Source organism: Serratia proteamaculans, from assembly GCF_946227095.1.
GTDB lineage: Bacteria > Pseudomonadota > Gammaproteobacteria > Enterobacterales > Enterobacteriaceae > Serratia > Serratia proteamaculans_E.
Map to the genome: position 1 here is coordinate 411,255 of NZ_CAMISV010000001.1, position 24,174 is coordinate 435,428.

Here is a 24,174-nt window from a genome sequence, read left to right on the forward strand (position 1 = left end):
CTCAGTTTTCCAACATCCAGCGCAATGTCTCCTCTAGGGGCGGTGTATCCCACTCACCGATAATGGTTCGCAATTTAGATGCATCCCCACACAGGCTTTTAACTTCGTTCGGACGAACAAAAGCAGGATTCACACGAATCTCCAAAGAGTGGCCAGAGATCCTTTCACACAGCGCAACAGCTTCACGCAATGAGTACGTTCTGCCAGAGCAAACGTTGATAGTTTCCCCAACAGGGCTGGCCTGGAGCAATGCCACATAGGCTTTACTTAAAGCACGAACATCGGTGAAATCACGCCAAACGTCGATATTTCCCAGTTCGATGATTGCAGCACGCTCTTTATAGTGCTTCACAATCTTCGGTAACAAGAAATTATCCGCCTGACCGACGCCGGTATAATTAAAGGGCCTGGTAATAAATATCGGCAATTTATCTACCCATAACTTGGCCATATACTCCATAGCCAATTTACTGACCGCGTAGTCATTTGCCGGATTTGCCAGCATGCATTCGTCAAGTTTGCCTTCAACGCTGTTACCGTAAATATTGGCGCTACTGGCAATCAAAACGGCATCCAGCGGTCTACCACAGTCATAAAGCGCCTGCAGTAAATTACGAGTTCCTATAACGTTGACGTTATAAAATGCACTTGCATCACCGTGTCCAACAAAGGCAATAGCAGCCAGATGAACCACAACATCAGGTTTAACCTGTGCAATGGCATCCGCCAGCTCATCGGCATCCAACAGATTAACCTGTAGGTAATCCTCTTGAGTTGAGGGCAATGACCCCAATCCAAACACCCGATATCCGGCAGCGGATAACTCCGCTGCCACATAGCGCCCGGTAAACCCATTAATGCCCGTGATTAAGGCACGTTTGCCGGCGCCAAACATCAGAATGAGAACCCGTTCTGATTACGACGAATGTCTTCTTCAACCATCATCTGGCATAACTGTTCCAGCGTGGTTTTTGGTTCCCAACCTAAAATTTCTTTAGCACGTTCAGGGTTGCCAATCAGCAGCTCAACCTCTGAAGGACGGTAGAATTTCGGGTTAACGCGAACCAGTGTTTTGCCTGTCGCAACATCGATACCCACTTCCTGCTCATCTTTACCTTCAAAACGCAGAGTAAAGCCCGCAGCCTTAAAGGCCATGGAGACGAAGTCACGAACGGTTTCAGTACGGTTGGTTGCCAGTACGAAGGTATCAGGTTGCTCGGCCTGAAGCATCCGCCACATCCCTTCCACATATTCCTTGGCAAAGCCCCAGTCACGTTTCGCGTCCATATTACCCAGCTCAAGCACATCCAGTTGGCCCAATTTGATTTTGGCAACCGAGTCGGTGATTTTACGAGTAACGAATTCACGGCCACGCAGAGGTGACTCGTGGTTGAACAAAATACCGCTGGAAGCAAAAATGCCGTAGCTTTCACGATAGTTAATCGTCATCCAGTGCGCATACAATTTCGCCACACCGTAAGGGCTCCGCGGATAGAACGGGGTATCTTCTTTTTGCGGTACCGCTTGCACCAAGCCGAACATTTCAGAGGTTGAAGCCTGATAGAAACGAATCTTTGGATTAACAATACGGATCGCTTCCAGCAGGTTTACCGGCCCAAGACCAGTGATCTCAGCAGTGGTGATTGGCTGATCAAAAGAAACGCCAACAAAACTCTGCGCTGCCAGATTGTACACTTCAGTGGCGCCGGTTTGCTGCAGCAGACGAATGCTGGCGGAAAGATCGGTCAAATCGTATTCAACCAAATTCAGATTTGGGTGCTTATCAATGCCCAACTCTTCAATACGCCAGAAATTGACAGAACTGGTACGACGATAGGTTCCATGAACCACATAGCCTTTTTCTAACAGCAGTTCTGCAAGATAAGCGCCGTCTTGGCCAGTGATGCCAGTAATTACTGCAATTTTTTGCACGGAAAATTTCCTATTTTGATCAAAAACATGATTACGCGCTAAATAACTCCGCCATCCACTGTGGAACAGTTTCGTTTTCAATTTCAAACCCTAAAAGTAGGTTTTCCTTAAAACCGGAGGTTATTGCGTAATGTCTCTCTTGTAAAAAAAGCCCATGGTACTTCTCCGGATGTTTACGGTAAAGCAGAACATCCTTCTGGAAAAACCGCGCGCGACTACTCGCAGACTCACGCTCTTTAGAACGCAATTGCGCCGGATGGAACACATCAACATCTTTTGCATAAGGCACCATACCCAACTGCTGCATGCGCCACCCAAAATCCGTGTCTTCCCGAAAATGAGGGTGATCAAACTGCAGATCGAATCCGCCCAAATAGTGGAAAACTGAGCTTCTGACCATGAGATTGGCGGTCATAAACCCAATGCTTTCAAAACCAACATTGGTCACTGGACGCCAGTTATCATCACCATGATGGTCCGAAGTGATGATGCCCTCAACACCGACAACGCCTTCTATCCCAAAATATTTTCGGGCATTGGCCAACCAACTTGCTCCTGGTCGACAATCGTCATCAGTGAAAGCGATAACCTTGCCCTGAGCCAGCATAGCCCCGGTATTTCTCGCTCTAACGGCCCCCTTCACAGGTGAATGATAATAACAAAGAGGGAAGCCGAAATCGCGCCCACACTCGGACCAAGGTTTTTCACTCTGATCGACAATGATGACTTCAAAATCACGTTCTATCTGTTTTTGCAAACAGCTAATCAGGTCAAGAAGTTGGTCTGGGCGTTCGTAGCTTGGGATCACAACGGAAAAATGGGGTTGTGGCTGATTAGCCAATTGAGCGCGGGAAGATAACATTCTACCGACAACATCGGAAATTCGCTCCCAAGCATAGCTGCTTTCTACACAAGCTCGTGCAGCCTTGCCAACTTTTCCACGATACTCATTATCAAACAAGTCGCTAATAGCGGCAGCAAATGCCTCTTTCGTCGGCTCAACCACCAGCATGGCAGTTAGCCCCCCAGTATCAATGCCGCGAGCACCAATTTTAGTTGTTACTGTTGGCATTGCCATCGACATAAAATCGAACATTTTGATATTGGTGCCTGATCCAGAGAACATTGGATTCACCGCCATATCAGCGGCAGATAACCACAGTGCTTTATCTGCTTCACTAAGCATGCCGGTAACATGCACGTTTTTATGTTTAACTTTCTCGACAACACTCCCTACACCGCCAGCAATGACAAATGTCACCTCTGGCACAGCAGGCGCCAACGTTTCTGCAATAAATTTGGCAGCCTCAACGTTAGGCCCATAAGCACTACCAATAAAAATGGCTAGTTTGTCATCAGCGGAATATTTTAACGCCACTTTCGCTGCAATACGCTCATCTTCTCCCGGTACCTCATGCGTAAATGCCATCACACCATTAGGTACCACCCGCATTTTTTCAGGTGAGAACTCATAGATGCGATTAAAGCGCAGCAGATCCTCTTGCGAACAAGCCAATATGAGATCGGCACGTTGACCAAGCAAGTATTCGTCGGCAATAACCTGACGTACTGCTGCCAACTCCGCTACATTGCTGTCATCAAATAGCTGGGCACGCAAATATCCTTCGACGTTTTGCGAGTCATAAACTACAACTTTACCCTGTAACAGACTGGGATCGATAAGCGGGTATACCCAAGGGTGCGAAAAGACCACCACTTCAGCCTGCTTAATATTTTCAATAACGCCATCAAGATAATCAGGAGATAAATGTCCCTGTTGGCTAAATACAACGTCAATTACCGTTTTTCCATTGGCCTGAGCAGCCCACTCTTGCGCAGCAAAATGATGTTCCTGACTAAGGGGAATATCAATCTCCTCGAGGCTTGAACTTAGCTGATGTCTGCGATACTTTTCGCCAGGCCAGTCATAAGAACCTACATAAGTGGCTTTTATGTCCTCTCCCAAGCCATGGTACAAGCCCAGTAAACGTAAACGACCGCCACCGATGGGTGGATCTATAGGTTGCATGTCCGCAACAACAACATTGAGTGGTGCTTGTTCTAACGTGACCTGAGGGGCCATAGCCGCGGAAATAAGCTGTTTTCCGACCGTCGACCAAGACATTCCCTGGATCACATCATAGCCATGCTGACCCATAGCTGCCGCAGAAGTCGCATTGTTGAAAAGCCATTCAAACCCCTCACACAAAGCCTCTGGAGTCGGTTCGCAAATCAGCCCTGTCTCTTTGTGTTTGACAAAAAATGTTGGCTCACCAGAGTCGGAACAGGTAACGACGGGCTTACCGCTGGCAAATCCCTCCAGAGTCACGTACCCGTAGTCTTCTTTCTTCGGAACAAAAGCGATCGCCAACGCATTGGCATAATAATCCAGCAGCTCTTCATCACTCAGACGACCGACAAACTCAATCCGACTGTCTCCCGCGGCAAGAGCCTTAAGCTCCTGTTCCGCCTCCCCAGTCCCTGCGATAACCAATCTAAGCGGAAGCGACGAAGCTTTAACCGCTTTAATGGCAAGATCAACACGTTTCCAAGGGTGTAAACGCCCTGGAAGGAAAAAGTAATCTCCGGTTGTTCCCTGTTTGAAGCCATTAACACCTAACGGTGGATGTATCACATCAGAATGAATACCTCGCCAGCGATACAGACGATTGGAAACTTCATGGCCAATGGTGAACTTGGCTTTTACTCGTGAAATAGCCTCAAAATCCCATTGATGCAACATCGCCCTCTCAGCCAAACGAATCGGATCATCACTTGGGAAAGTCTCATAAAACATATCATCAAACACACGTACCGTGTGTACCAGGTACATCACATGGTTAGGATGATTAACAGCAAAAGTTGGCGTTTTGGTCGAAACGACAGCATCAAAACGGCTAAGATCCAGATCACGACAGTACTGATAGTTTTTACTAATCTGATCGAAAGAAGATTCGTCGGCAATGACCGGCACAATTTCTGCGTCGCAACCTATTTCAATTAGGCCCGCCAATAATCCCTGATAGAAACGCTCAGCTCCCCCGACCTCTCCCTGCGCAGACTCTGTCGTTAATACGGCAACACGTAACCCTTTAAATTGCTCAAGTTCAGGGTATTGATTACAGTAATTCACTTCTGACTCCTTTCGTCATCGGCGGCTTTAAGCTCATCCTTGATTCTGCTGTGCAATTCATCAAGACTCAGTGAGCTAGATGATTTAAATGATGCAAAAGAGCGACTTTTCTCTGACAGTAATTCATTTGTCGAGAAAGTGGTTCGCGGGTTGCTTCCGATCAGAACTTTGAGATAAAGGCTTCTTAAAACAGAGTACAATCCCAGTTTTTTGACGGTGCGAACGGTGTAATGTCTCAGCCTTGGGTTGCTATTGAACACTCGGATCAGTTTACGCACTCCGCGGCTAAACAAGGATGCCTTCTGAATAGTGTCATCGGCACCTTTGCCCTTTTTTATCCGCCCGAAGAAGCGAACCGGTGCACTCACTCGCCATGATGTACTACTATATATCTGCTCTGTGTAGTTTTTCAGCAAGCTAACTTCATGCTCGAGATCGCGAATTCGCCCTTGTGAAGCATCGTAAGCCTGAGAAAGAACATCATATGCAATATGCACGCGTTCATTTTCTGTCGACAATTTTGATACTTTTTGAACTAACTCATCATACTGGCGAGTGTGATTTAAGTGCCCAAGTATGTCACCGACGTTGAGCGTTAACTCATCTAAACTTTTAGTTTTTTGTTGCAAAACATTGAGTAATGAATTCAATTCATTACTATTTTCTTTTACCGCCGTTATAGTGTTTGCCATGTTGTTATTATTTAAAACACTTTCGGCTATCTGCCGTTTATAATCATCAAGCTTCTGGGTTGCACTCTCTGCAGTATTTAATGCAGTAAACTGAGCGTAAGTTTGATAATCATCAAATACGTTTGGAGGGTATTTAAGCGAGATCAAAAATTCTTTATGCTCGGTAGAAACATAAAAACGATTAAGCCCATCAGCATAGGCAAACAAATAGCTTTTATCTACCAAAAACCCTTCAATTTCCGAATGCGTTTCTATTTGGGTGTTGGGGAATGTGGACTCAACGACGACTACCCAAGGGCGGTACTTGTTCCAATCATTTCCTTTCAGGACTGAAAGCTCGACCCCCTCAACATCCACTTTCAAAAAGTGAATATTCTCAGGCTGGAACTCGGCACAAACATCAGCCAAAGTTCTTATGGCGACATTATGCCATTCCCCCTTGTGGCCGTCAGCCTCATGGGCTTTAGCAACATCTCTGTCCAGAGTCGCCCAACCACGGATATCGCACTCCCAGATTTCTAACTCACCGGCACTTTCATTCAACGCACAGTTCAGATTAATATCTTGAGGGCGATCGGTAACTAGCTCATTAAAATGCCCACGAACCGGCTCAATATTTATACCGCGCCAACCTTGGTTGTAAAACGAGCGAGTCACAGAATCTATAATAGGATCATTCGCCCCAACGTCAATATAGAATCCGTTTTCGACATTGCGCAGTGCTTTCCAAAGCACTACATCCTCTAGATTTTGTGCGTATGAAATAAAACTCATTTTTTATAAATTCCTATTTTTGGGTCTAACCAAGTCAGACCGACAAAATTGGCTTTATCAATATTGATGACATTAAAAAGTAGGGCTAAATCACGCCACTCGTAATTATTGACCAAATGGGTATCGGTGCTTACAAGTGCTGTCTGTATAGAGTAACTTCCTGGGCCAAGATTCGCATCGAAACTGAAATCATAAACCAATGTCGTTCCAGCCTTAACGTTATCAACAACCTGTTTCTTGAGGTCAGTATTCGTCCCATATAACACTTGCCCCAGGCGGTCCTTAATCCCATACCCCAATACCAGGCGAGGGATATCCTTATTGACTTTGACTTCAATATGTAAAGTGACAGCCTGGCCGACATTAACAATTTCAATCGGCCTTTTGTTATCATCTAATAAACCGATTTCAGAAACTTCGGCTTCGCCAGTACCCGAGATGGTTTGTGTTTTACCTTCAGCAGTAATTTTTTGCTCAACTTTCTGATTCTGCTTAGCAGCAAGCAAAGCATTGTAGTAATCCATGACAGCTTCAGGCTCACCCTCCATTTCGATACGGCCAGCATTAAGCAAAATCGCCCTATCACAAATACTCTGAATCGCCTGTTTATCATGAGATACAATTAACAACGTGGTGCCTTGCCGACGAAACTCACGGATCCTTTCAAAGCTCTTATGCTGAAAATAATCATCACCGACGGACAAAGCCTCATCAACTATCAGTACATCAGGCCGAATTGCGGTCGCCACGCTAAATGCCAAGCGCATCTGCATGCCGCTGGAATAAACCCGAACAGGGCTGTCGAGATAATCGCCAATCTCAGCAAAATTTTCGATTTGCGGCATCAACTTGCTGATATCATCAGCATGCAAGCCCATCAATTGCCCTGCCATATAGACATTTTGGCGGCCGGTAAAGTCTGGATGAAACCCCATCCCCAACTCCAACAACGCGGCGACACGCCCCGAAATATGGATATTACCTTTGGTTGGCTGGCTAGTACCGGTGATCATCTTCAACAACGTACTTTTGCCAGCACCGTTGATGCCTATAATGCCGACAGCCTCGCCAGGATTAACGGTAAAATTAATATCTTGCAATACCCATTTCAATTGATGCCTAACGGCATTCCCAGGACAAAACCATTCGACAAGGCGTGCCCAGCGATTAGGGTATTGCTTAAAAGCTTTTCCAATATTACTTACACTGATAGTACTCATTAAAGTTCGTCCACCATTTCTGCTGCACGTTTTTGGAATAAACGCATTCCCAGAAGGCACAGCAACAAACCTACTATTGCCGCTGGCAATATTCCATACCAATCAGGCCATTCACCCTTAACCAAAACTGTTTGGCATGCCATAACAATACCTGCCAAAGGATTATAGGCGACGTATCCTTGTAAATTAGCTGGCAAAATGGTTGCTGAATAAACAATAGGAGTCAACCAAAACCAAAACTGCAAGAATATCCCAAAAAATTGACCAACATCGCTAAAGAATACGTTTAGCACACCAATGGTCATACCCAAACCAATGGCAAAGATGATCAGGACAGCAATTACCGGGATAATAGATAATATCACCACACCTGGAAAATACCCGCTAATCAAAAGGAACACACAAAAAATAGCTGCTACTATTAAAAAATTAAGAATCGCACTTCCAATAATTATTGCCGGAATGCAAATTCTTGGGAAATTTATTTTTTTTAGTAAGTTCCCATTATCAACAAACATGACCTGCGACCGAGAAATTATCTCAGCAAACAGCCCCCAACTCAATATCCCCGCACACAGATAAATACTATAGGCAAACGAATGGTCTACGCCAGGTAATTTTGCACGCATAATTTGTGAGAATATGACTGTATAAATAACAATCATAGCCAATGGATTCAGCACATTCCATACTGCGCCCAATAAAGAGTTTCTGTATTTCGTTTGAAACTCTCGCTTAATACTGCCAGCTATAAAACTACGATAAGCCCACAATCCCTTAATCATATTAAACATTATTTATGGTGTCCCATGATGATGTTTTCTATTTCTTTCAGTTTTTCAGCGACAATATTTTCATCACCCCTGGCTTCGATATTTAGCCTTAACAGGGCCTCTGTGTTAGAACACCGAATGTTAAATCGCCAATCATTAAACTGCATAGAGATACCATCTGTTCTGTCGATCGCAACTGTACTACCATATATGAGTTCGATCTCATTAAGCACTTGCTCAACATTCGCGACTTTGTAGTTTACTTCGCCACTACATGGGAAATTTTTCATGCGATCGCCGACCAGTTGACCCAATGTTTTACCCTCGGTTGAAAGCAAACCAGCCACAAGCAGCCATGGGATCATACCACTGTCACAATAGGCGAAATCACGGAAATAATGGTGGGCACTCATTTCGCCGCCATAAATGGCATCTTCTTTACGCATCCGTTCTTTAATGAATGCATGTCCGGTTTTTGACATTACCGGGATACCACCAGCCTGGGTAACAATATCGATTGTATTCCAGGAAAGACGCGGGTCGTGGATAATCTTGGAGCCTGGATGGATTTGCAGGAATGCTTCGGCCAGCAGCCCGACAATATAATAGCCTTCGATAAAATTGGCTTTCTCATCAAACAGGAAGCAACGGTCGAAATCGCCGTCGAAAGCAATGCCCATATCGGCCTGATGTTCGAGTACCGCTTTTGCCGTATCGGCACGACACTCAGGTAATAGTGGGTTAGGGATGCCGTTCGGGAAATTGCCATCCGGTTGATGGTGTACTTTTATAAAGGATACAGGGACATTGTCGCGCTTAAAACGACGTTCTATCTCATCAATAACATGCCCTGCCGCACCATTGCCGGAGTTAATCACCAGCTTCATCGGTTTCAGTGCCGCAGTGTCAACGTAACCCAACAGATGATCAACATACTCGGTGAGAACTGAAATTTGTTGATAGCTGCCGCGTTTGCTTTCGGCAACAGAAGGAAAGGCATTTTCTTCAGCCAGTTGTTTAATTGCCAACAGGCCGGTATCCCCACTCACCGGCTGTGCATTGGCACGTACCAGTTTCATACCGTTGTAGTTCATTGGATTATGGCTGGCGGTCACTTCTATACCACCGTCCATATCAAGATGCAAAGTAGCAAAATAGACTTCTTCTGTTCCACTCATTCCAATGTCATAGACATCAGCACCAGCATCCTGCAATCCATTAGCCAGCGCCAATTTAAGCGCTTCACTGGTCAGGCGCACGTCGCCACCAACAATAACGCGCTGTGGTTTAAGATATTCGCCATAAGCCCGGCCGATACGATAAGCAATATCTTCGTTCAGTTCTTCACCAAGCTGACCACGAATATCATAAGCTTTAAAACAGGTTAAGCTACTCATTAAAACCTCAAAAATTAGCAACGACCGTAATGATCTTTAATCCGAATAATGTCATCATCACCTAAATAAGATCCCGCCTGTACCTCAATCAGTTCCAGAGGAATATTCCCCGGGTTCTCCAAACGGTGAACCACACCAATAGGAATGAAAGTGGACTGATTTTCAGTCAGCAGGAAAGTCTTATCTCCGGTTGTTACTCTTGCCGTACCAGCAAGCACCACCCAATGCTCTGTGCGGTGATGGTGCATCTGCAAAGAAAATGCTTCGCCTGGGTTTACGGTAATGCGGTTCACATTAAAGCGTTTTTCATCCACCAGAATGTCGCAAATACCCCACGGGCGGTAAACTTCACGGTGCCTTCTATATTCTGTGCGTTTATGTTTTTTTAGATGCTCAACAACTTTTTTGACATCCTGAACTTTAGATTTATCAACCACCAACACGGCGTCTTTGGTGTTAACAATCACCAGATTGTCGACACCGACCGCAGCAACCAATTTTTCATCGGTATTGATATAACAATCATGGGTGTTATGCAGGAAAGTATCCCCTGTTAATGCGTTGCCCGCCCCATCCTTATGACTAACTTCCCATAATGCGGACCATGAACCAACGTCGCTCCAGCCTGCATCCAGCGGAATCATAACGGCATCAAGGGTTTTTTCCATCACCGCATAGTCGACTGACTCATCTGGGCAGCTGGAAAATGCATCACGATTAACGTTGATAAAGTTCTTGTCGCACTCGGTGTCATTCAGGGAGCGACGGCAGGCATCCAGAATTTCTGGACAAAACCTCTCCAACTCCTCCAGGTAACGCTTGGCGCGGAACATAAACATGCCGCTATTCCAGAAGTACTCGCCCGAATCCACATAATTCTGTGCTGTCGCAAGATCAGGCTTTTCAACAAAACGTTTTACACTGGATGCTGGTGAATTTTCACCAGAACGCTCACCACGTTGGATGTAACCATAACCCGTCTCCGGCCCGGTTGGCACAATGCCAAAGGTCACAAGACTTTGATCAGCAGCATAAGGCATTGCCGCCTCAATCGCGTTATGGAAGGTTGCAACATCTTTTATGATATGGTCTGCAGCCAGCACCAGCATAATGGGGTCATGTCCCTGAGCAACGGCATTCAAAGCCGCCAGGGCGATTGCCGGAGCCGTATTGCGACCAATCGGCTCCAGAATGATGTTATGCGACAGCATGTCAATTTGACGCAGTTGTTCAGCCACCATAAAGCGGTGATCTTCGTTACAGATTACGACAGGTTCACTAACCTCTATCCCATCAAGCCGTTTTAACGTTTCCTGCAGCATCGAGTGCAAGCTATGCAGACGCAAAAACTGTTTAGGGTGAAGTTCGCGGGACATAGGCCAGAGACGGCTACCTGTACCGCCTGCCATAATTACTGGAAGTAACATTTTTTATCCTTTATAACACTTAGCTATATAATAGCCCCATAAATGCAATAACTTAACCAGACATATCAGGTTAAGTTGCTGCACTTTCTACGTTTTCCATACCGTTGGCAGAGTGCCATCAGAGCACGACTCATCACCGATGCTACAGTTTTAACACCCGAAAATGAGAAAAGTTCACCCCGTCATTCAGTAACGGTCAGTTCTTTGATGCCAACAAAAAAACACGCTACCGCCCTTGGCTCAACAGCTACCAATAGACTGATATTAAGATAAGTTTTATACGCCATATGACATCATGTCAGTGGAACAAGCACCGGCATAGCACGATATGTCATACTCTTGTCATCCTGACAGGGTAGACATGATAGCAGCGCAATATTTTTGTTGCGTATGCTACCACCTTACCTATCAAAACACCTGTAGATTATCCGTTCTTTCAGTCTTATCTGAAAATGAACGTTCATTAAACCGGCAGAATAAAACACCTGTCAACAAGTACCATACCTATCAGTTGGTTAGCATTATTATAATTTGAGCGGTGACCACAAATGAGGATACATCTTAGAACGATGACCATGGCCTGCAGCAGGCCGTGGTGATGTGACGGGAAGAATCGATTGGACTAGAAAAAGAACTACTTAGCGTATCCTTGTGGATTATTTTTTTGCCAATTCCAAGTATCGCACATCATTTCATCAATCCCACGCCGGACTTCCCAACCCAGTTCCTCAAGAGCAAGATTCGCATCAGCCCAAAAGGCTGGTAGATCCCCATCGCGACGCGGCAAGATTTGGTATGCGATCTTCACTCCAGAGGCTTTTTCAAAAGCCTGCACTATCTTCAATACTGAGTGCCCTGCCCCAGCACCCAAATTGTATGCTTTGAAACCCTCTATTTTCTTCAGATGATCCATCGCCATCAAATGCCCTTCTGCCAGATCCATCACATGGATGTAATCGCGCTCACCAGTACCATCTGCCGTCGGGTAATCACCGCCAAAGATACCCAGCTTATCCAGTTTACCAACCGCTACCTGAGAGATATAAGGCAACAAATTGTTCGGGATACCGTTGGGATCTTCACCAATCAATCCGGACTCATGAGCGCCGACTGGGTTGAAGTAACGCAGGGCAATAATGGAGAACTGAGGTTCAGCCTTGGCAAAATCCTGCAGAATCTGCTCCACCATCAATTTTGAAGTCCCATAGGGGCTGGTAGTGCCACCAATAGGTGTCGTTTCCACATAAGGCACGGAAGAGTTAGCGCCATAAACGGTAGCGGAAGAGCTAAAGATAAATTGGTGAACACCCGCACGACGCATTTCATCCAGTAGCACCAGCGTCCCGGCAACATTGTTTTGATAGTACTCAAGTGGCTTGCGAGTTGATTCGCCCACCGCTTTCAGACCGGCAAAATGGATAACCGAATCTATCGAATGAGCCTCAAAAATGCGCTTCAGGCATTCATTATCCTGAATATTCTCCCTGGTAAAACGCGGCCGCTTTGCCCGTCAACTTTTCTACACGGTGCAAAGACTCTTCCGAAGAGTTCGACAGGTTATCCAATACCACCACATCCTCACCACGCTCCAGCAAAGCCAGAACGGTATGAGAACCGATATAGCCAGTACCGCCAGTGACTAAAATCGCCATAACGTCTCCTTATTCACACCCTTGACACAAAAATTATCGAGCACTTAGGAAAGTGTACATCCATAAACAAGCAAAGCTGCCAAAGCAGCTTTGCATCTGATCGGGTATCAATACAGTGTTATCGTGAAAGTATTGACAGAATTTCGTCCGTTTTCTCTTTCATCAAAGCCACATCGGCTCGTGACTCGACGTTAAGACGAACCACCGGCTCAGTGTTAGAAGAACGCAGATTGAAGCGCCAGTCGGTAAACTCCATGCTGATACCGTCGGTATAATCCACTTCACCAACCTGTTCCAGATAATGTTGCTTAACACTCTCGATGGAGACAGCCGGCTGGGCCAGTTTGATATTAATCTCTCCGGAGGACGGGTAAGCGGCAATGCGATCCTCTACCAATTGCCCCAACGTTTGACCTTTGACGCTAACCAATTCAGCCACTAGCAGCCACGGGATCATACCGCTATCGCAATAGGCAAAATCGCGGAAGTAGTGATGCGCACTCATCTCACCACCGTAAATCGCGTCTTCTGAACGCATACGCTCTTTAATAAATGCATGGCCGGTTTTCGACATGACAGGAACACCGCCCGCCGCACTCACCACATCGATAGTGTTCCAGCTTAAACGTGGGTCATGGATAATTTTTGCGCCCGGCTGTTTTTGCAGGAAAGCCTCTGCCAGCAGACCAACAATATAATATCCCTCGATAAAGTCGCCTTTTTCGTCAAACAGGAAGCAACGATCAAAGTCGCCATCGAATGCAATCCCCATATCCGCACCATTTTCGCGCACTGCATTAGCCGTATCCGCACGGCACTCAGGCAATAATGGATTAGGGATCCCATTGGGGAATGTACCGTCAGGCTGATGGTGGACCTTAATAAATTCCAGTGGAACACCCTGAGCTTTTAGCTGTGCCTCAATGACATCAATCACATGCCCGGCAGCACCGTTGCCCGAGTTAATAACCAGTTTGAGTGGCTTAAAGTTTTTGGCATCAACATACGACAATATATGCGTTACGTACTCACCCAAAACATCTTGGCGAACATAGCTGCCACGCATCGCTGCAGGTTCTGGGAACCGGTTATTCTCTGCCAGCTCCTGAATCGCCCGTAACCCGGTATCTCCACTGATAGGGCGCGAACCTTCACGAACCAACTTCATTCCGTTGTAGTCGATCGGGTTATGGCTGGCCGTCACCTCTACGCCGCCATCCGCTTTCAGATGTGAAGTAGCGAAATAGATTTCTTCGGTCCCCGTCATACCAATGTCGATCACGTCGGTACCGGCATCCTGCAAGCCTTTTGCCAGGGACAACTTCAAGCTCTCGCTGGTCAGGCGCACATCGCTACCCAACACTACTGTTTTTGGCTTCAGAAACTCGCCATAAGCACGCCCAATGCGGTAGGCAATATCATCATTCAGCTCTTCACCTAATTTACCGCGAACATCATAAGCTTTAAAACACGTTAACTTTTCCATCACCAAACCCTTTAATTAAACTCTGCCGTACCGATCGTGTAAACGCTCAATGTCATCTTCTTCGAGGTACAAACCCGATCTGACCTCAATGATTTCAAGATCGATTTTTCCTGGATTTTCCAGCGTATGCACACTGCCTGCAGGTATGAAAGTGGATTGATTTTCTGATAATAAGAACTCTTTATCATCCAGATTCACTTTGGCCGTGCCGGTAACGACCACCCAGTGTTCTGCACGATGCAGATGGCGCTGAACTGACAAACCTTCGCCAGGGCGAACAATGATTTTTTTTACCTGGAAGTGTTCGCCCTTATCGATGTCACATATCTTGCCCCAAGGGCGATAGGAGGAGGAATGCTGACGGAAGTGATGAAGATTGCGTTTTTTTAGCTCTTCAACCACTTTCTTAACGTCCTGAACTCTATCCTTAGTCGAAATCAGCAATGCATCATTGGTGCTGATCACTATCAGGTCATCCAAGCCGATGGTCGCCACCAGAGCAGTTTCAGATGAGATATAATTATTGGTTGAATCAATAGAAATAATCTCACCGACGTTCACATTCCCCAAAGCATCTTTTTCGGAAACTTCCCACAATGATGACCATGAGCCGACATCGCTCCAACCCGCATCAATGGGGATCACCACCGCATCACTCGTTTTTTCCATCACCGCATAGTCAATAGAATCGCTTGGGCAGTGCTTGAATATTTCTTGATCAACACGGATGAAATTCATATCACGCTGACTTTCAGCCACTGACTGCTGCGTTGTTATGAAGATCTCTGGACTAAACTGTTGTAACTCTTGCAGGAACTTGGCGGTTTTAAACATAAACATGCCGCTGTTCCAGCTAAACTCACCACTCGCCAGGTATTCTATGGCCTTGTCCAGGCAAGGTTTTTCCACAAAAGCGTCGACTTTGAAACATTCGTCCGAGAGCGCGCAACCCCGCTTGATATAACCGTAGCCCGTTTCTGGTTGCCCAGGAATAATGCCGAAAGTCACCAACTGGTCTTCAGATGCATGCCGAACGGCGGTTTTTATTGCCGTATGGAAGTTTTCCACCTTTTTAATCAGGTGATCGGCAGCCAGCACCAACAGGATGCAATCTTCGTCTTCTTCTGCTGACAAATGCGCGGCTAACGCCACCGCAGGCGCGGTATTACGTCCAACAGGTTCTAAAATGATATTGGTCGCCAGTTGATTAATTTCTCGCAATTGCTCAGCGACCAAAAAACGGTGGTTTTCATTGCAGATAACCAAAGGCGCTGCGACCTCCACACCCTCAAGCCCTGACAGGCGTTGCAGTGTCTGCTGCAACAAGCTAACCCCGCTATCATCAATAGATAAAAATTGTTTTGGGAACGATTCACGCGACAGTGGCCATAGCCGGCTGCCAGTGCCACCAGCCATAACCACAGGAATTAATTTTGTCATTCTAAACCCTTTATTCAATCGCCATTTTACCAGCGGAAAATTGTGTCATGACGTCCCTAACCATAAATTGGAAATAAAATAACCCCGATCAAATACTCACGTGTCTCCCCAAGAGACTAACCCGGTATTTTTGAGAATATGTCTTTTACGGTCATGCAACACAAGGTAACGAAAAAATATTCTTTTGGCTGCTAACATAACGTATTGAGACAAAAAAGAGCAGCGCGTGGCTGCTCTTTCAGATAAATACTCATGGTGAATATTTAGGCTATTTCACACTATCGGTTCAGCGGTTAATGGAAAAATATTGCGCCACCCGTTTGACATCACTTTCATCAAGCGTACCTGAGTCGCTCAGCAGCGTGATCCAGGACTTTATGTAGGTATATTTGGCCGAAGCCAGGTCACGCTGGGCACTGTACAACTGTTGCTCGGCATTCAGCACATCGACGTTGACACGCTGCCCCGCCAGCACACTTTGCCGGGTGGCCGTTACCTGAGTTGTCGCTGACTTCACCGCCAGTTCGTAAGCGGCCAGCTTGGCGCGACTGCTGATACAAAGATTATACTGCTTACGCAGATCGTTCAGCGTAGTGCCAACTTGCGCATCCATTTCATACATCGCCTGCCCATAGCGTGATGCCGCCTGGCGAGTCGATGCCGAAACGCCACCGCCAGCATAGATCGGCATGCTCACCTGCACACCGATACTGTCAGTACGATACTTTTGGTTAACCGTGTTATCGCTGCTCGAGTCATTCTCCGAGTGCGAAGCATAGAGCTGCACCTGAGGCATAAAGCCGGCACGGTTTCTCTCCACTTCATATTTCGCCGCATCAACGCCATGGCGTGATGCCGCCAGCATCGGGTTATTTTCGATGGCGATTTTTTGCCACTCTTCAAACTTTGAAGGAATCAATGGTGCTACCTGGAATTTCCCAGGACGCAACACCTGCACCTCATCCAGTTGGTCTAGCGGTACACCAATAATGACCTCCAGCTCGCGCTGAGCCGCGTCCAACGCATCACGCGCCTCAATCTCCTGCGCCTCTGCCAGGCTGTAACGCGCCTGAGTCTCAGAAACGTCGGTAATGGTGCCTTCGCCCGCGCTCATTAAACGGTCGTTCAGCGATAATTGCTCTTTATAAGCCGCCTTTTGCGCCGAAGCCAGGGCGATCTGATCTTTGGAGTACGCCACCTCAACATAGGCGGAGATCACCCGTACGGCCAGATCGAGATACTTACTGCGGTAGCGCTCATCAGACATCAGTGTCTGCGCCACACCAGCCTTGTACCGTGCGTAAGCCTCATAGTCGAACAACGGCTGTGTCAGCGTCACCGAGCTGGAATAGCTGCGATACTGCTGCCGTTGAGTCACCTCGCTGACGTTGCCAAAAAAGTCAGTCGACGGGTACTTTTGCGTTTGCCAGTTTCTCGGTGAGTTCTGGTAATTGAGCGATACCTTCGGCAGCAGCCCCGCCCTGCCGATATTTTCGTTTTCGTCTCCCGCCTCTTTCTCTTTTATAGCCGCCCGAAAGGTCGGATCTTTTTCAAGTGCCAGCGAATATGCGTCTATAATCCCTATCGAATGAACCGGCGCAGATATCGCAAACAAGAGGGTACTGATAGCAAGGCCAGCAACCTGTCGTTTAAATTGAATCAAAATTATTCCTCGGTTAATGAAGTATGAGCGCGATCCAAAATAGGTTTAAACAGATAACTCAACAGTGAACGCGAGCCGGTCTTCACAAACACCTCAACAGGCATACCCGGTTTGATATCTTCACCACTGAGCAATTTCATGCCCTCCGGAGAAACCGTGATCTGCATTTGGTAGTAAGGCTCGCCATTGGTTTTATCCACCAGCCGGTCGGCGGATACCAACGTCACCGTCCCGGGTATTTTCGGGGTCTTGTTTTGGTTGAAGGCGGTAAACATCAAATCCACCGGCAACCCGTTGTACACTTTATCAATCAGCTCTACCTTGAGGCGTGAATCCACCACCAACGTAGCCTGGCTGGGTACAACGTCCATCAGGTGGTCACCCGCTCCCACGACGCCCCCCTGAGTAAAGATATTCAGTCCTACTACTGTGCCATCCACCGGCGAAGTGATCGCCGTGTTGCCAAGGTCAAAATTCGCCATTTCCAGCCTGTTTCTAAACTCGCTGGCATCCATCTGGGTCTGTGCCAGTTGGGTTCTGACTTCACGCTGATAATCGGCAAAACGTTGGTCAATCCGCTGCTGAGACTCCTGTAACTGTTTCTGTACCTGGCCAATTCGGCCGACGGTTTCATCGATGCTGCTGTTCACCTCTGCAAACTGACGCTGCACTTCCAGATAGCGGTTACGCGGTAAATAACCGTCCGCCGCCAGTTGTTTCATGCTATTCATCTGTTCACGCAGGCTGGAAAGCTGGATTTGCTTATTGACCCTGGAGTCCTGTAAGCCTTTTAGCTGGAAACGCATACCGTCCATTGACTGTTTATAACCGTCAACTTCGCTTTGTAATCCCAGGCGACGTGAAGAGAAGAGCTGTGTTTGCAGTGCGATAATTTCCGCGACCCGTGGCTGAGCCTGGATAGGTTCAAAAACAGGAGAGAAAGTGACTTTATTTAGTCCATCACGTTCAGCCAGCAAACGACCTTCGCTGGCCAGCGTGGTGTAATATTGGTCGCGAAGCGAGTCAACCTGCGCCTGGGCTTGCACCTGGCTCAGTTGCACCAACACTTCCCCCGCTTTGACCTTGTCGCCTTCTTTTACCGTGATACTTTTGATGATGCCACTGGCCGGTGCCTGTACGGTTTTACGGTTGCCGGAAACGGTCACCGAACCTGGTGCTGCAACCCCTTTATCCAAAGGCGCAAATGCGGCCCACGCGAAGAAGCCAAACAGGCCAATCCCAACCACTAACCACCCCATGCGGGTAAAACGCCGCTCATCCTGTGGGATCTGCTCTGAATACGAGTCTTGCGGCTCGCCAATATGCGTAGACATACCAACTCCTTTGACTGCAGGCGACGTTTTGGCGTCGCCTGGCAAGTTCACAGCTTAATTAATTTGAGTTTTTGGGATATTGCCTTCGTCCGGCTCGGAGTTGACTGCGCGCACCGCCTGCTGTGGGGTTTGCGCCTTCTGCGCGTTGGCCAGCGCTTGCAGCACCTGCTGCGTTGGGCCAAATGCATTGACGGTACCGTTAACTAACAACAGCAGCTTGCTGGTCATCGACAACAGGTTGGTTCGATGGGTAATCAGCACCACCGTTTTATTACGCTGTTTAAGGAACAAAATAGCCTGATTCAGCGCTTTTTCACCGGCATCATCCAGATTGGAGTTGGGTTCATCTAATACGATCAGGGAAGGATCGCCATACAGCGCACGCGCCAGGCCAATGCGTTGTTTCTGCCCGCCTGACAATCCCGCCCCACCGTTACCAATGATCGAATCATAACCATTAGGGAATCGCAGAATCAGCTCATGGACACCGGCCAGCTTGGCGGCCTCAATCACTTTCTCTGCATCAAGCTCACTAAAACGTGCGATATTCTCGGCGATAGTGCCGCCAAACAGTTCGATATCCTGCGGCAGATAGCCAATGTAAGGCCCCAGTTCATCTTTGTTCCATTGATATATGTCGGCATTATCGAGCCGCACAATACCTTCGCTGACCGGCCAGATACCCACCAACAAACGCGCTAACGTGGACTTACCGGAGGCGCTTGGCCCGATAATCCCCAACACGTCACCCGGCTGGATCGCGAAGCTGACATTATGCAATACCGCATCACCTTTGGATCCTGGTGGCGTGGCCGTCACACCTTCGACAGAAATGACACCTTCGGGGCGAGGTAAAGACATGCCCATACCGCGTGGCGGATGCTTATCCAGTAATTTCACCAGACGTTGATAGGAGAGTTTGGCAGAGCTCCAGCTCTTCCAGACGTTAATCACCTGCTCGATAGGAGCCAGCGTACGTCCCATAAGAATAGAACCGGCAATCATCATGCCGGGGGTGATATGGCCGTCAATCGCCAACCAACCGCCCAACCCCAATACCAATGACTGTAGTGAAAGTCGAACAAACTTGGTGATTGAGGTAACAGTAGTGGCACGTTCGCTCGCAACTCGCTGGCTATTCAGAAACCGCTGGTGCAAGTTAAACCATCGCCCTTTTAAATTCGGCAGCATGCCCAACGCTTCGATCACTTCGGCATTACGCAAATTAGTACTAGCCAAACTGGATGACATGATCGAAAGCTTACTTGCTTCGGCCAACGGCTTTTTCGATACCATTTCGTTGATCACCGCCAGTGCAATCAGCAATAACGAACCAATCAACGCAAACAATCCTAACCATGGGTTAAACAGGAAAATAACCAGCAGGTAAATTGGGAACCAGGGCGCATCGAAGAACGCAAACAATGCGCTGCCGGTCAGAAACTGCCGTACGGTGGTCAAATCACCCAGCATCTGCCCTGCATCGGAAGAACCATTTTTTAGATTGGACTCATAGGCGGCAGTGTAAACACGCGTATTCAATCGCATATCCAGCTGACTGCCGATACGGATAACAACCATGCTGCGCACATACTCCAGCAACGCCATCATGCCGAACATTCCCAGCATAATCAGCGTTAACATCAGCAAGGTTATTTCATTACGTGAAGGAAGCACCCTGTCGTAGACCTGCAACATATAGACAGAGGGCACTAACATTAATAAATTAATAAATGCGGTGAATATGCCAACGGTCCAGAAGATTTTACTGCGTGTCCGTATAACATCCGCAATTTCGTTACGCGGTATAAATTGATTCACTTTCTGCCCTTACATCATGTGCACTGTCAGTCCAATCCGCATTGATTTCTTCTAAGGAAAATCCTAAAAAAATAGAAATAAAGAAAATCCTACAGAAGCCTCCCCCAAACATGCTCGAGACTGCAGATACTTTTTTTAACTATAGGTAGAGAAAGCACAAATCAGCAAGGTACAACACGAAAAAAAAGCAGAGAAGCGACACCAACCAAAACCAGAAAAAACAAAAAGATGAAAAGATGGCAAGGCACAGGAGGGGTTATTATGAAAAGGAATAATTTATAGATAATGATGGCGATCACAAATTAAAGAAAACGGGGAGAATAACCTCCCCGTATTATTTAATAAATAACAGTTTCCATGGAAACTATTACTCTGCAGAGCTTACACTCACGCGTAGTGCAGGCTGCTCACCAATTGCTGGTGGTTTTGGCCAGTCAAATAAATTACTGTATCACTAGTATCCAGCGTGTGGTTATTGTTGTTATCAATAATCACATAGGAGTCAGCATTATTGCCCGTACCGCTGAACACTACCGACGCCACGCCTACTTTCGCAGTGAGTGAGTTAGGATTACTCAGGCCAAGAATACCGCCCAATAACCCTACAACACCGGTAGTCAAGCCACCAACCAGTGTACCTAACAAGGCATCCAGCGTATCGGCAGAACGCGTGCCATAGTCAGCAACCGCAGTACCGGTATTGGACAAAGTCAAGCCAGATGCAGCATCGACAATCTTATCCTTCGCGGTACTAAAATCGGTAATAGTAACGCCTGACTGGGTATTACTGGACTTCAGATCATAGATATTCGCGCCAGCACCACCAGTAAGTGTAGTATTGCCCAGCACATTGAAACTATCCGCAGTTGTGGAACCTTCAACCGTCATCTGATAGCCGTTCAAGCCCAGCGTATTCAGCAGTGGGGTTAACAGCGCGGTGGTTACTGCACTCAATGGCAAAGCATTCAGCAGTTGGACAATAATACCGTTACCTGTCCCCGTAGTGCTTGAATCCAGATTCAAGCCACCGGTATTGGTTGAGGCATTAATATCATGCACATTACTATAACCGCTCCCGACCGTTAGATTCAGAGCATGATCACCTGTTACATTGATAGTCTGAACCTGTGCGTTGGTGCCGGCCAATGACATAATGTTGTTAAACGAACCCGTACCACCTGAAGCGATATTTACCGTGCCCAACGCAGTGCCCAATAATGCGCTGCTGCTGCTAGTCAGGCTAATAGCGCCAGCGTTCACGTTTGAAGAGCTAACCGCATCAAAGTTAATGTTGAAGTGATCGGTAGCATTTTGTAAAAAAGTAAAGCTCAAAGTGCTGGCCGAGGTTGCATCACCTTTCACTTCCAATTGTGCAGCAGTACCGCCAGCCGCGTTAATGACACTCGCATTGGCTAAACCAGAGATCACAAAGCCTTGAGCTCCCAGGTTGGTTGCCGCAGCCCCCTGAGTTACCGAGCCCCCCGTGGTCCCTTCAACCGTGGCTGTCCCGTTGGTTAAGCCAAAATCGAAGACGTGAGTCGGCGTCGTTACGCTAGTGGTGGTTGGTGAACCAATCAATGGTGTTGTAATCAGAGTACCAACGGACTTACCGATGTAACCCGTCAGATCAATCTGCTCGAAATTAGAGAAGTTATTGGCATTGCTGGTGACAACGCTGGTGCGAATGCCCAAAGCATTTTGGTTGGTTACTACAGATTTGGTAATAAAGTTAGCGGAAACAGAATCAGTGCCCGTGCCACCATCCCCTGTAATCGCAGTGGATACGGTATTAGCGCCGTTTGAAACCCCATTCCCAGCCCAGTGCAAACTGTCGTTGCCAGCACCAAGGTTAAACTTAGCTGTACCTGTCGCAATATTCGCCGTTGAAGTGACGACAACATCATCCGAACCCGAGCTGGCATTCAGGATAACGTTACCGTTATTAACGGTGATATCAACGCCTGGGTTAACGCCGTTGTCTGAAAGATTTACCGTTGCTGCACTGGTGCCGTTAATGGTCAAATTCGCCAGATGATCGGCAAACTTCAGGTTAACGATGCTGGCTGCGTTAGCGGCAAGCTGAACATCAGTCAGAACCGCAGTTTCGGCATTGCTAATCTGGTGTGAAGTTCCAGTGTTCACAGTACCGGTAGCATTGCCGCCAGCGGCGGTGGCACTCAGTGACGCTGCAGTTTTGTACAGAAGACTGGTACCGATATCGAACTCAAACCCATGCTGTTGAGTTACGGTAGTCGCATCGGTAGCCGTTGAAGTGCGCAGATCGTTGATAATCGCTTGAGTAATGGTCGATTGATCAGAACCTAAAGCATTGTAGGCGGCTAATTGGCCCGCATTAGCCGCTACGCCATGCACTGCAGTATAAACATGCTGGATGAAAGCATCGCCAGTCAGCTGTGCGCCTTTCTGCTGGAACTCAGTAGAGGTCAGCAACAAGGCGATAAACCCTTTATAGGTTGTAGTGCTGAGAGCTAAATACTTACTCCAGTTATCTAGTGCACCTGCATCGATTCCACGATCAGGCACAGATAAATACAGAGCCGCGGCTTGTTCCTGGAAATTTAGCCCCGGCAGTTGCCCTGGCACATAAGTCACAACAGCATCATTGAAATGCTGTTGTGCCGTTACGTCGCCCGCAGCAACCGTACCTTTCAGTAAATTAATAATTTCAACCAACACCTGACCGCGAGTAGAACCTGCACCAAGTTCATTCACATAGGTTGCGAGTTCACTGGCAGACGGTGCACGCTCAAAACCATATGTGAACAGGCGAGTAACATAATCTGTATTATTCAGTGTTGTAATATAAGATCTTTCATTCACAAATTGTTGAGCTACCTGCGCTAAAGTTTTGGTCCCGGCGTTTAAAATCGTACCCCAAGTATTGATACCCGCAGCCGACTGTACCGAACCAAGAACATGGTAAATAGCCTGAACGTTAGAAGCCCCCAGGCCCGTGGCAGTGACGCTGGCAGAAGGGTAGAGAATTTGGTTAATTTGACTATCAAATGAACTTTGCGAACCGAGAAGTGACGTATCAAAACCGTGATAACTATTAAGATTTTCAATAGATTGATCAATAGCTGCAGACAGCGAGCCAGCCGACGTCAGCAGGTTTTGTAAAACAGAGGTAACGCCAGCAACGCCATACACTTTGGTATAGATAGTTTGTAAGATATTAAGATCAGTTTGGCCATTAAACAACGCCTGACCAGCTGCAGAAGCGATCAGGTTTGCTACGTACGTGCCACCTGTTAAGGAACCGGTTTCAAGCTGTGCCCCTACGCTGTCATACTGTGCACTGCTAGCTTTTTGTCCTAAGACGGCATACAAAATGCTAGCCGCCTCTTTTTGATATACCAGAGAAGCCATATAAAACCCCCTTCGAGGTGCATTAAAAAGTAATAAATTT

14 protein-coding genes and 1 pseudogene are annotated in these 24,174 nt (G+C 47.1%); all 15 read right to left on the minus strand.

The genetic code is table 11. The features are described from left to right. Window position 1 precedes the first annotated feature (1 nt). Window positions 2-895 carry an NAD-dependent epimerase/dehydratase family protein gene (locus OC597_RS02105; protein WP_261168063.1) on the minus strand — a complete coding sequence of 298 codons (894 nt, stop codon included), beginning with the start codon at window positions 893-895 and terminating at the stop codon, window positions 2-4. Further along, window positions 895-1,932 (minus strand): GDP-mannose 4,6-dehydratase, encoded by a 1,038-nt coding sequence (gene gmd / locus OC597_RS02110; RefSeq protein WP_262207201.1) that lies wholly within the window; start codon window positions 1,930-1,932, stop codon window positions 895-897. The genes OC597_RS02105 and gmd overlap by 1 nt, the downstream gene beginning before the upstream one ends. A gap of 31 nt (window positions 1,933-1,963) precedes the next feature. Then, a complete protein-coding gene (locus tag OC597_RS02115; protein WP_262207203.1) occupies window positions 1,964-5,065 on the minus strand; it encodes a glycosyltransferase in 3,102 nt (1,033 codons plus the stop codon). Then, window positions 5,062-6,531 (minus strand): FkbM family methyltransferase, encoded by a 1,470-nt coding sequence (locus tag OC597_RS02120; protein WP_262207205.1) that lies wholly within the window; start codon window positions 6,529-6,531, stop codon window positions 5,062-5,064. The genes OC597_RS02115 and OC597_RS02120 overlap by 4 nt, the downstream gene beginning before the upstream one ends. Further along, window positions 6,528-7,751 carry an ABC transporter ATP-binding protein gene (locus OC597_RS02125; protein ID WP_261252476.1) on the minus strand — a complete coding sequence of 408 codons (1,224 nt, stop codon included), beginning with the start codon at window positions 7,749-7,751 and terminating at the stop codon, window positions 6,528-6,530. The genes OC597_RS02120 and OC597_RS02125 overlap by 4 nt, the downstream gene beginning before the upstream one ends. Continuing rightward, window positions 7,751-8,545, minus strand: a complete 795-nt coding sequence (locus OC597_RS02130) for an ABC transporter permease (RefSeq protein ID WP_276552738.1) — start codon at window positions 8,543-8,545, stop codon at window positions 7,751-7,753. The genes OC597_RS02125 and OC597_RS02130 overlap by 1 nt, the downstream gene beginning before the upstream one ends. Then, complete coding sequence (gene cpsG / locus OC597_RS02135) at window positions 8,545-9,921, minus strand: phosphomannomutase CpsG (RefSeq protein ID WP_262207207.1); 1,377 nt, start codon at window positions 9,919-9,921, stop codon at window positions 8,545-8,547. Before cpsG (OC597_RS02135) ends, OC597_RS02130 begins: the two co-directional genes overlap by 1 nt. Window positions 9,922-9,935: 14 nt before the next feature. After that, window positions 9,936-11,348, minus strand: a complete 1,413-nt coding sequence (locus OC597_RS02140; protein ID WP_262207209.1) for a mannose-1-phosphate guanylyltransferase/mannose-6-phosphate isomerase — start codon at window positions 11,346-11,348, stop codon at window positions 9,936-9,938. Between the two features lie 634 nt (window positions 11,349-11,982). Further along, window positions 11,983-12,934, minus strand: a pseudogene (galE, locus tag OC597_RS02145) (UDP-glucose 4-epimerase GalE); the annotation flags it as partial. 184 nt (window positions 12,935-13,118) lie between these two features. Beyond that, complete coding sequence (cpsG, locus tag OC597_RS02150; protein WP_262207211.1) at window positions 13,119-14,486, minus strand: phosphomannomutase CpsG; 1,368 nt, start codon at window positions 14,484-14,486, stop codon at window positions 13,119-13,121. A gap of 15 nt (window positions 14,487-14,501) precedes the next feature. Continuing rightward, entirely contained in the window at window positions 14,502-15,926 is a 1,425-nt protein-coding gene (locus OC597_RS02155; RefSeq protein ID WP_262207213.1) for a mannose-1-phosphate guanylyltransferase/mannose-6-phosphate isomerase, read from the minus strand. Window positions 15,927-16,212: 286 nt separating this feature from the next. Beyond that, window positions 16,213-17,589 (minus strand): TolC family outer membrane protein, encoded by a 1,377-nt coding sequence (locus OC597_RS02160; protein ID WP_262207215.1) that lies wholly within the window; start codon window positions 17,587-17,589, stop codon window positions 16,213-16,215. A 2-nt stretch (window positions 17,590-17,591) separates the two neighbouring features. After that, the gene (locus OC597_RS02165; protein ID WP_262207217.1) at window positions 17,592-18,923 is read right to left on the minus strand and encodes an HlyD family type I secretion periplasmic adaptor subunit; all 1,332 of its coding nucleotides are present in this window, start codon (window positions 18,921-18,923) and stop codon (window positions 17,592-17,594) included. Between the two features lie 54 nt (window positions 18,924-18,977). Beyond that, window positions 18,978-20,744 (minus strand): type I secretion system permease/ATPase, encoded by a 1,767-nt coding sequence (locus OC597_RS02170; RefSeq protein WP_261284070.1) that lies wholly within the window; start codon window positions 20,742-20,744, stop codon window positions 18,978-18,980. A gap of 387 nt (window positions 20,745-21,131) precedes the next feature. Beyond that, window positions 21,132-24,134, minus strand: coding sequence for a beta strand repeat-containing protein (locus OC597_RS02175; RefSeq protein WP_262207220.1), 3,003 nt, complete (start codon window positions 24,132-24,134; stop codon window positions 21,132-21,134). Between the last annotated feature and the right edge of the window lie 40 nt (window positions 24,135-24,174).